This window comes from Pseudomonas sp. FYR_5 (assembly GCF_043106315.1).
GTDB classification, from domain to species: Bacteria; Pseudomonadota; Gammaproteobacteria; order Pseudomonadales; family Pseudomonadaceae; genus Aquipseudomonas; species Aquipseudomonas putida_Y.
This window is the reverse complement of record NZ_JBICMK010000033.1, coordinates 26,032-35,759: the sequence shown is the minus strand read 5'-3', so window position 1 is coordinate 35,759 and position 9,728 is coordinate 26,032. Positions and strand designations below refer to the sequence as shown.

Genomic DNA, 9,728 nt, shown 5'->3' with positions numbered 1-9,728 from the left:
TCCTGTGGGAGCGGGCAAGCCCGCGAAGAGGCCGGTACAGGAAAGCGATCAGCCCGCAGCCAACGCCGGCCGCATACGGCCTTGCTGGCGCCCTTCCAGCTGCATGCAGCGCTCCAGGAACAGGAACATGCAGTCGTAACTCTTGCAGATCGCCCTGCGCAGCTCGGTCCGCAAGCCCAGGGTCGGGTTCTCACCGGCCAGGGTACAGATGATTTCCAGCGCCTCCCACGGGTGCGCATCGTCATACTGGGCATGCATCTTCAGCCACTTCATCGCCCGCTTGCGCCCTTCGTCAGGGAACCCCTGCGCGTAGGTGTCGGTCGAGCACACCACCGCCGACCATTCACCAGTGGCGCCCTCGATGGCGTAGTTGGTCGCGGCCATGGAAATGGCCAGGTTCTCCGTGGCACACACCCGCCAGCACCAGTCGTTCAGGCCGTTCAGCTCGGGCGGCACTTCTTGCGCCTGCAACTCGTGCAGGTGCACACCGTGCGCCTGGCACCAGTTCACCCAGTAGTCGGCATGGTTGAGCTCGACGCGGATGTTGCGCATCAGCCAGCGCCGCGCCATGTCCTCGCCCTGATGCCGGCCATAGCGGGTCTTGGTCAGGTTATGCGCCATGTACAACGAAAACTGTTCCACCACCGGCCAGCCACCGATCAGGTACTGGCGGATGGTCGATTGCTTCAGTTGGCCATCACGTAGACGCGCATAAAACTCATGCTCGACCACCCGGCGCTTGCTCTCGCGGCAGTCTTCAATCAGTTGCTGGGCCCATTGAGGGTAACTGGCGGGGTCCATCAAAGGCCCGATACGAACGAATGCATCAATCACTTTCAGCTCCTTGATCCTTGTGATTTCCAACTAGCGAAACGTGCCAGGTGCTCGCTGCAACAGAGGCCGGGCGGCGATCCGTTGGCGCTGCAGACTGTCACAGGTGAACACCTGGGGGCGTTCGATCAGGTAGCCCTGGGCGTAATCCACGCCTATTTCCTGCAAGGCCTGCTCGATCAAGGGTGTTTCGACGAACTCGGCAATAGTGCGTTTACCCATCACATGGCCGATATGGTTGATGACCTCGACCATGGCCCGGTTGACCGGGTCGTCGAGCATGTCCTTGACGAAACTCCCGTCAATCTTCAGGTAGTCCACGGGCAAATGCTTGAGATAGGCAAACGACGACATGCCGGCGCAAAAATCATCAAGCGAGAAACGGCAACCCAGCCCTTTCAACTCGTTGATGAAGCGAATGGCGCTGCCCAGGTTGGCAATGGCGCTGGTTTCGGTAATTTCGAAACAGATCATTCGCGGCGGAATGGCGTATTCGACGAACAACCGCTGGAGGTATTCGAGGAACTTGTCGTCGCCAATGCTGGACCCCGACAGGTTGATCGCACAGGTCGACAACGGCCCTTCTCGCCCTTCTTCCAGGCACTGGCGTATGACCATGAACACATTGCGCACCACCCAGCGGTCCAGTGCGGTCATCAGGCCGTAGCGCTCGGCCGCCGGGATGAAGCTGCTGGGCAGAATGGTGCGGCCGCTTTCGTCGTGCAGGCGCAACAGAATTTCGATATGGCCCGGGCCCTCGAAGGTTTTAAGCGGGGCGATTTCCTGGGCGTAGAGGCAAAAGCGGTTTTCTTCCAGGGCCACATGCAAGCGCTGGATCCAGGCCATTTCGCCAAACCGCATGGACAGTTCGCTGTCGTCGGCGTGGTACACCTGCACCCGGTTACGGCCCTTTTCCTTGGCCATGTAGCAGGCCATGTCGGCGGCGCGCAGCGAGGCCTCCAGGGTGCCGGGGGCCTGGGCCATGTGCACCAGGCCAATGCTGACCGTGGTCACGAACGGCCGCCCTTTCCATACGAAGTGCAGGCTCTGCACCAGCTGACGCAGTTGTTCGGCAATGCGCTCGGCCTGGTCGGGCGGGCAGTTTTCCAGCAGCACGCCAAATTCATCGCCACCCAGCCGCGCCAGCGTATCGCCCTCACGCAGGCCGGATTGCAGCACAGCACAGATGTGTCGCAGCAACTCATCGCCGGCCGCGTGGCCACAGGTGTCGTTGACTAGCTTGAACTGGTCGAGGTCGAGGAACATCAGCGAATGCCGCCCAGCCTGGCGTGCCAGGTCGTTGAGCACCTGCTCCAGGCGGTATTCGAACTCGCGGCGGTTGGCCAGACCGGTCAGGGCATCGTGGGTCGCCTGCCAGGACAGATTGGCGATGTACTGGCGTTCCTGGGTCATATCGTGCAGCACCAGCACGATGCCACTGACCTGGCCATCACTGACAATCGGCGAGCCTACCAGGTTGATCGACACGGTACTGCCGTCCAGGCGCTGGATCAGCCGGGCATGCTCGGAGCCGCCCTTGAGGCTGCCGCTGAGCACCTGTTCGACCAGGCTGCGACCGTCATCCTCGGCGTGTTCATCCACCAGGCTGAACAGCGCCGACAGTGGCAGGCCCTGGGCCTGGCCGGATTGCCAGTGGGTCAATTGTTCGGCGGCCGGGTTCATATAGCCGATATTGCCCTCGACATCGGTGGTGATCACCGCATCACCGATGGCCTGCAGGGTAATCTGCGCACGCTCTTTTTCTTGCTGCAGTGCGCTGGCAAAGGCCTGGCGCTGGGCCAACAGCTTGCTGGAGCGGCCCCAGGCAATCGCAATCAGGAACATCGCGGTCAGCAGGTTGGTGATCAGCAGCACCCGCAGCACGACGCGCGAGCCCTCGCCCAAGGCATCACTGAAGGCCTTGGCCGCCGGGGTCACGCCTTCGTTGATGGCGACAATACGGGCCTTCCACTCGCTGACAGTGTCTGCATCCACCGGGCCACTGGCAAAACGCTGGCGCATTTCACCGGCCAGTACATCCAGCTTGGCCAGATAGTCGTCGCCAATGTCCCAGTAATCGATGGCTGTCTGCATATAGCTGACATGGCGGAAGTTGCGATAGAACCAGATGATACGCGTGACATCGTCAGGGTGGTTGCCACCTTGCAGTACCGCCTGTCGCGCGGCGTCCAGATCAGGGTTGGGGAGGTCGAGCACCTCGCGCAGGCGCTGGTCACCCTGAGGCACGGTAATGGCCTGGCGATAACGTTGGTAGGTGCTGTCGTCACGCGTCTCGCTGTATAGACTGAGGTAGTAGATGGCATCTTTCTGCGCCTTGGACCACAGGCTTTCGCCCGCGACATAGGCGCGCACGGCCGAGAGCGTGTAAAGGCTGAGGCTGCCCAACGCCACCTGAAGGACCACTACGGCGATGAAAGGCCATGTGATGCCGAGCAACTTTGGCGCTTCGAGTGTGCGATTTCCCTTCATGGAGTCCCTGTCACAGAGCAGATAAGGCGTAAATCGACCCAGACAAGCACAGCGTAGGCCATTTGCCATTGCTGTGGAGGGGATTTTTATGACAAGGAATCGGGGGGATTTATGCAGCGTATGCGCTGGCCATTGCAGGAGCGGGTTTACCCGCGAAGAAGACACCGCGGTGGATGGCACGGGCTTCGCCCGTGTTCGCGGGCAAGCCCGCTCCCACAGGGATCGCACCAGCTTTTAGAAATTGAGCAAGACAGTTGCTTCCACAAGTACGGTGAAGGCAACCAGATAATCAGCTCTGCTGCAGGTGCCCATAAAGCTTGGCATATAACCCACCCTCGGCAATCAGTTGCTGATGGTCGCCGTCTTCGGCCACGTGCCCGCCATCGAACACCAGCACTCGGTCGGCCTGTTTCACCGCTGACAACCGGTGGGCGATGATCAGCGTGGTGCGGCCGCTGAGAAAGCGCGCCAAGGCCTGATGCAGGTTGTACTCGGTTGCAGCATCCAGGGCTGAGGTGGCCTCGTCGAGGATCACCACCTTGGGCTCAGCCAGCACCATGCGGGCAATGGCCAGGCGCTGGCGCTGGCCACCGGACAAGCGCACACCTGAACGCCCCACCACACTGTCCAGGCCCTGCGGCAAGGCGGCGATGGTGGCATCCAGCTGGGCGATGCGCAGCGCCTGCCAGCACGCATCATCGCTGCAGTCACGGCCCATGGTCAGGTTGGCACGCACGCTGTCGTTGAACAGCGACGGGTGCTGCAACACCACCGCGACGTTCTCGCGCAGGGTTTCCAGGCCGATTTCCTGCAGGCTGGCCCCGCCAAAGCGGATGGTCCCGGCCTGGGCGCTATAAAGGCCCAGCAATAGCTGCACCAACGTGCTCTTGCCGCCGCCGCTGGCACCGACAATCGCCACCTTCTCACCCGCAGCGATGGACAGGTCGAGGTGCTCGAGTACCGGCTCGTCGGCATAGGCAAAGCGCAGGTCGCGCACTTCAATGCCCACCGTTTCGCGCCCGGCGAACGGGTCGCTGGCGGCTGGGTATTGCGGCTCGTCGGCACGCGCCAGCAGCTCGTTGAGGCGGCTCAGCGCACCGCCTGCGGCGTAGTACGCATATTGCAGATTAAGCAGTTGCTCCACCGGACCGATCATGAACCACAGGTAGCTGAACACCGCCAGCATCTGGCCGATCGACAGGTCGGAAAACAGCACGGTCAGCATGGCCGCCGCGCGGAAGATGTCGATGCCGAACTGGAACAGCAGGCCGCTGGCACGGCCACTGGCATCGCTTTTCCATTGCGAGTCCACGGCGTAATCGCGCACTTCGCGGGCACGCAGGCCCAGGCGGCCAAGGAAGTAGCCCTGGCGGTTGCCGGCGCGGATTTCCTGGATGGCATCTAGGGTTTCCGCCAGCGCCTGGGTAAAGCGCGCGGTGCTGTCGTTTTCGAGCTTTTTCAGGTGTTTGACGCGCTTGCCCAACTGCACGGTGAAGTAGATCACCAGCGGGTTGAACAGCAAGATCAGCAAGGCCAGCTGCCAGTGCATCCAGATCAGGATGGCCGCGGTGCCGGTCAAGGTCAGCATGGCCACCAGGAAGCGGCTTAGGGTTTCGCCAACGAACTTGTCCAGGGTGTCCAGGTCGGTGACCAGGTGGGTGGTCACCGTACCGCTGCCCAGGCTTTCGTATTCCTTCAGCGAAATACGCTTGAGTCGCTCGATCAGGCGGATGCGCAGGCGGTAGACAATATCCTTGGCCAGACCGGCGAACAGCTTGGACTGGATCACGTTGAACGCCAGCGCAGCCAGGCGCAGGCACAGGGTGAGCGCCAGCATCAGGCCGATGTAGCCGGCCGCCACCTGCCAGCCGGACGGCAGCAGGTGGTTCATCCAATTCAGCGCGGCATCGCCGTGGCCGAGCAGCACTTCGTCCACCAGCAGCGGCAGCAGCAGCGGAATGGGCACACTGCAACACGCCGCCAGTAACGCAATGAGGTTCGCGGACCAGAGGTTTTTCTTGTGATGCAGGGCCAGGCGGCGGATTTCCGCCCAGCTCAGTCGATCGCCCGCAGTGTATGGCTTGCCCGGTACCGGGTCGGGTGACCCAGGCACATCAAGCACAGGCGGCCTGCTGCAGCCAGCGGCCGAGCAAGGGTTGCAGGCGCTCCAGCGGCTGATAGCCGTTGGTCAGCAAGGCCAGTTGGCCATTGCGCTCGGCCAGCAGGGTCGGGAACCCGGCAATACCCAGGTCCTGGGCCCAGGCGAAGTCGGCTGCGGTGGCGGCGCGGGTATCGGCACGGGCGAAGGTTTCGGCGAACGCGGCACGGTCGAAGCCACACTGCGAGGCTAGCTCGACCAGCTGCGGCGCGGTGGTCACATCGACGCCCTGCTCGTAGAACGAACGCTGGATCGACGCCAGCAGCGGCCAGACGCGCTCGGCATCCAGCTCGCGGGCCGTGACCAGGGCGCGGCAGGCCGGCTCGGTGTCGTAGACGAAGCCGTCAGGCATGGCCCCCTCGAAGCGGAACGGCTGGCCGGTAGCATCAGCCACTGCCTGCCAGTGTTCCAGGATGTACTTGCGAGTGGAGCTGTCCAGGGCGCTGCCGCCAGTGCGCAGCCCGCCCGGTACCAAGTGGGTGGGCACGCCTGCCTCACGCGCCTGGGCGATCAGGGCCGCGGCCACTGGCGCAAAACCCCAGCACCAGGAGCACATCGGGTCCATCACATAGATCAGGCGTGCAGACATGCTTCAAGCCTCGGCTTTGTAGTTGTAACCGATCGGGTGCGGCAGGTTGCGGGCCTTGGCCAGCTCTATCTGCTTCTGCCGGTCGATGGCGCTGCGCCGGGTCTTCTCGCTCAGGCTGTCCCAGCAATGCGGGCAGCTGACACCTGGCGAATAGTGCTCGGACGCGCGCTCCTCTGCATTGATCGGGTGGCGGCAGGCGTGGCACTGGTCGTACTCGCCTTCGCTCAGGTCATGGCGCACCGTGACCCGGTTGTCGAAGACGAAGCAGTCGCCGTCCCACAGGCTTTCTTCCTGAGGCACTTCCTCGAAGTATTTCAGGATGCCGCCCTTAAGATGATAGACCGACTCGAAGCCTTCACCGAGCATGTAGCTGGAGGCCTTTTCGCAACGGATGCCGCCGGTGCAGAACATGGCGACCTTCTTGTGCTTGCTCGGGTCGAAATTGGCCTTGATGTACTCCGGGAACTCTCGGAAGGTTTCGGTCTTCGGGTCGATGGCGCCCTTGAATGTGCCGATGGCCACTTCGTAGTCGTTGCGGGTGTCGATCAGCAGCACTTCCGGGTCGCTGATCAGGGCGTTCCAGTCCTTGGGCTCGACATAGGTGCCAACGGCCTGGTTGGGGTCTACGCCCGGCACGCCGAGGGTGACGATCTCTTTCTTGAGTTTGACCTTGGTGCGGTAGAACGGCTGTTCGTCGCAGTACGACTCTTTATGGTCGATATCGACCAGACGCGGGTCATCGCGCAACCAGGCCAGCAGGCCATCAATGCCTTCCCGGGTGCCCGAAACGGTACCGTTGATGCCCTCCTGGGCCAGCAGCAGGGTGCCTTTGACGTTGTTGTCGAGCATGGTCTTGAGCAGCGGCTCGCGCAGCTCGACGTAGTCTTCCAGGGTGACGAACTTGTACAGCGCCGCGACGACGATGGCTTGAGACATGTAACGGAATCTCCAGGTGGTTGCCCTCGTAAGGGGCGGACCGGGTTTGACAGGTACAGAAAAAGCATGGGGGCGCTTTGCACCCCTTTCGCGACACAAGGCCGCTCCCACAGGGACCGCGTAACCCGATGGCTAGTGCGGTTCCTGTGGGAGCGGCCTTGTGTCGCGAAAGGGCCGCAAAGCGGCCCCCGGATTTTGCAGGATTCTACCAGAACAACAGAAAGGTTTCAGTGCCCGCCGCCGGCGCAAACGGGCGAGGCCGGTGCAACGCCGACCTTGGCCCACTCTTCGGCGGTGTAGGTATGGATGGCCAGGGCGTGGATCTCGCCCATCAGCTCACCCATGGTGGCGTACACCTTCTGGTGGCGCTTGACGCTGTTCAACCCGGCAAACTGCTCGCTGACGATCACCGCCTTGTAGTGGGTCTCCTGACCACGACTGTGCATGTAACTTTCGTTGAGCACTTCCAGATGTTGCGGCGCCAGGGCGGCCAGTTGCTGTTCGATTCGTTGTTGCATGGTCATTGCGGCGTACTCACTTCTTCGCTGGGGCGGCGGCCTTGCCTGCGTTCGGGTCCAGCTCTTTGGTCATGTCTTCCAGCAGCTTGTTCACCACCGGTACTGCTGGTTCCAGGCTCTGCTGGGTCAGCTGCGCCGACTGCTGAGTGACCTTGGGCATTTCACGCAGCACTTTCTTGCCCAGCGGCGATTCGTAGAACTTCACCAGGTCCTTCAGCTCCTGCTCGGTGAAGGTGCGGGTGTACAGGTCGACCATCTTCGGCTTCAGCTTTTTCCAGCCGATGGCGTTGTCCAGCGCGGCATTGGCCTTGGCCTGGTAGCTTTCCAGTACGGGCTGCTTGGCGGACGGGGCTTTGGTCTGGGCGAAACGCTGGGCGAACATCTGCTGCACTTGCATGTACACCGGGGTGCCCAGCTTGTCGGCGTTGGCCAGGGTCAGGAATTTCTCGGCAGCAGCGTTGTGGCTGGCGGTGGCAGCGAGTACCTGGCCGCTGGCGCAAGCCAGGGCAACGGCAGCACAAAGGACACGGAGACGGGTCATTGCATTTCCTTCAAAGAGAGGGTGGCGGGCACCTCAGGGTAGAGCATTCTGCGCCGTGGTGGCGAAGTGCTCAAGTGGCACGACGAGCGACGGAACCGCTCGGTCGAATCAGGGCCTAAACTGCGATTTCGAACTACACAGGAGTGAGTACAGAATGAGCCGTATCGAGACAGACAGCCTGGGCCCGGTCGAAGTTCCGGAGGACGCCTACTGGGGTGCGCAGACCCAGCGTTCGCTGATCAACTTCGCCATTGGCAAGGAACGCATGCCCCTCGCGGTATTGCACGCCCTGGCACTGATCAAGAAGGCCGCTGCGCGCGTCAACGACCGCAATGGCGACCTGCCGGCCGACATCGCCCGGCTGATCGAACAGGCCGCCGATGAAGTGCTGGATGGCCAGCACGACGATCAGTTCCCGCTCGTCGTCTGGCAGACGGGCAGCGGCACCCAGAGCAACATGAACGTCAACGAGGTGATCGCCGGGCGCGCCAACGAACTGGCCGGCAAAGGCCGTGGCGGCAAGGCGCCAGTACATCCCAATGACCACGTCAACCGCTCGCAGAGCTCCAACGACTGCTTCCCCACCGCCATGCACATTGCGGCAGCCCTGGCGGTGCATGAAAAGCTGCTGCCGGCCGTCACCGAATTGTCTTCGGGACTGGCCGAGCTGTCGATGCGTCACCACAAGCTGGTGAAAACCGGCCGCACGCACATGATGGACGCCACGCCGATTACCTTCGGCCAGGAAGTGTCGGCCTTCGTCGCCCAGCTCGATTACGCCCAGCGCGCCATACGCGCCACCCTGCCGGCGGTGTGCGAACTGGCTCAGGGCGGTACTGCCGTGGGTACCGGGCTCAACGCCCCGCAGGGTTTTGCTGAAGCCATCGCTGCCGAGTTGGCGGCGCTGTCCGGCCTGCCGCTCATCACCGCGCCCAACAAGTTCGCCGCCCTCGCCGGCCACGAACCGCTGACCAGCCTGGCGGGGGCCCTGAAGACCCTGGCCGTGGCCCTGATGAAAATCGCCAACGACCTGCGCCTGCTGGGATCCGGTCCGCGCGCCGGGCTGGCCGAGGTGCGCCTGCCCGCCAACGAGCCGGGCAGCTCGATCATGCCGGGCAAGGTCAACCCCACCCAGTGCGAGGCGCTGTCGATGCTGGCCTGCCAGGTACTGGGCAACGACGCGGCCATCGGCTTTGCCGCCAGCCAGGGGCATTTGCAGCTGAATGTGTTCAAGCCGGTAATCATCCATAACCTGCTGCAGTCCATCGAGTTGCTGGCCGATGGTTGCCGCAACTTCCAGGCGCATTGCGTGGCGGGTATCGAGCCGGATGCCGAGCAGATGGCCGCGCACCTGGAGCGCGGGTTGATGCTGGTGACCGCGCTGAACCCGCATATTGGTTATGACAAGGCGGCGGAAATTGCCAAGAAGGCTTACAGCGAGGGCAAGACCTTGCGCGAGGCGGCCTTGGCGTTGAAGTATCTGACCAATGAGCAATTCGACCAGTGGGTGCGGCCGGAGAACATGCTGGCGCCGGGGGGCAAGGGCTGACTGCTCTGTAGCCTGTACCGGCCCTTTCGCGGGTAAACCCGCTCCTACACCGAGAGGCTCAATCCATTGTAGGAGCGGGTTTACCCGCGAAAGGGCCGGTACAGGCAATCGACAGA

At 62.6% G+C, this 9,728-nt stretch carries 8 protein-coding genes; 1 reads left to right on the top strand and 7 read right to left on the bottom strand.

The window, feature by feature from the left end; genetic code table 11:
- Positions 1-48: 48 nt before the first annotated feature.
- The 7 genes from ACF8RA_RS03575 to ACF8RA_RS03545 form a co-directional block, all read right to left on the bottom strand.
- Complete coding sequence (locus ACF8RA_RS03575; protein ID WP_392515450.1) at positions 49-834, bottom strand: TenA family transcriptional regulator; 786 nt, start codon at positions 832-834, stop codon at positions 49-51.
- Positions 835-864: 30 nt separating this feature from the next.
- A complete protein-coding gene (locus tag ACF8RA_RS03570) occupies positions 865-3,321 on the bottom strand; it encodes an EAL domain-containing protein (protein ID WP_176685046.1) in 2,457 nt (818 codons plus the stop codon).
- A gap of 289 nt (positions 3,322-3,610) precedes the next feature.
- On the bottom strand, positions 3,611-5,443 hold the full coding sequence (locus ACF8RA_RS03565; RefSeq protein ID WP_392462306.1) for an ABC transporter ATP-binding protein: 1,833 nt from the start codon (positions 5,441-5,443) through the stop codon (positions 3,611-3,613).
- Entirely contained in the window at positions 5,436-6,068 is a 633-nt protein-coding gene (locus ACF8RA_RS03560) for a DsbA family protein (RefSeq protein ID WP_209964154.1), read from the bottom strand. The genes ACF8RA_RS03565 and ACF8RA_RS03560 overlap by 8 nt, the downstream gene beginning before the upstream one ends.
- 3 nt (positions 6,069-6,071) lie before the next feature.
- Positions 6,072-7,004, bottom strand: a complete 933-nt coding sequence (locus ACF8RA_RS03555; protein WP_339444641.1) for a rhodanese-related sulfurtransferase — start codon at positions 7,002-7,004, stop codon at positions 6,072-6,074.
- Between the two features lie 227 nt (positions 7,005-7,231).
- A complete protein-coding gene (locus ACF8RA_RS03550; RefSeq protein ID WP_392515452.1) occupies positions 7,232-7,528 on the bottom strand; it encodes a BolA family protein in 297 nt (98 codons plus the stop codon).
- A gap of 10 nt (positions 7,529-7,538) precedes the next feature.
- Positions 7,539-8,063 carry a DUF2059 domain-containing protein gene (locus tag ACF8RA_RS03545; RefSeq protein WP_176685042.1) on the bottom strand — a complete coding sequence of 175 codons (525 nt, stop codon included), beginning with the start codon at positions 8,061-8,063 and terminating at the stop codon, positions 7,539-7,541.
- 154 nt (positions 8,064-8,217) lie between these two features.
- Here ACF8RA_RS03545 and ACF8RA_RS03540 point away from each other — a divergent pair, with 154 nt between their 5' ends.
- The gene (locus ACF8RA_RS03540; RefSeq protein ID WP_176685041.1) at positions 8,218-9,612 is read left to right on the top strand and encodes a class II fumarate hydratase; all 1,395 of its coding nucleotides are present in this window, start codon (positions 8,218-8,220) and stop codon (positions 9,610-9,612) included.
- Positions 9,613-9,728: the final 116 nt, after the last annotated feature.

What these genes read in the sequence shown, in the direction of transcription:
- ACF8RA_RS03570 (WP_176685046.1), bottom strand. Translation starts at nt 3,321, where the DNA reads ATGAAGGGAAATCGCACACTCGAAGCGCCAAAGTTGCTCGGCATCACA.
- ACF8RA_RS03560 (WP_209964154.1), bottom strand. Translation starts at nt 6,068, where the DNA reads ATGTCTGCACGCCTGATCTATGTGATGGACCCGATGTGCTCCTGGTGC.
- ACF8RA_RS03555 (WP_339444641.1), bottom strand. Translation starts at nt 7,004, where the DNA reads ATGTCTCAAGCCATCGTCGTCGCGGCGCTGTACAAGTTCGTCACCCTG.
- ACF8RA_RS03550 (WP_392515452.1), bottom strand. Translation starts at nt 7,528, where the DNA reads ATGACCATGCAACAACGAATCGAACAGCAACTGGCCGCCCTGGCGCCG.
- ACF8RA_RS03545 (WP_176685042.1), bottom strand. Translation starts at nt 8,063, where the DNA reads ATGACCCGTCTCCGTGTCCTTTGTGCTGCCGTTGCCCTGGCTTGCGCC.
- ACF8RA_RS03540 (WP_176685041.1), top strand. Translation starts at nt 8,218, where the DNA reads ATGAGCCGTATCGAGACAGACAGCCTGGGCCCGGTCGAAGTTCCGGAG.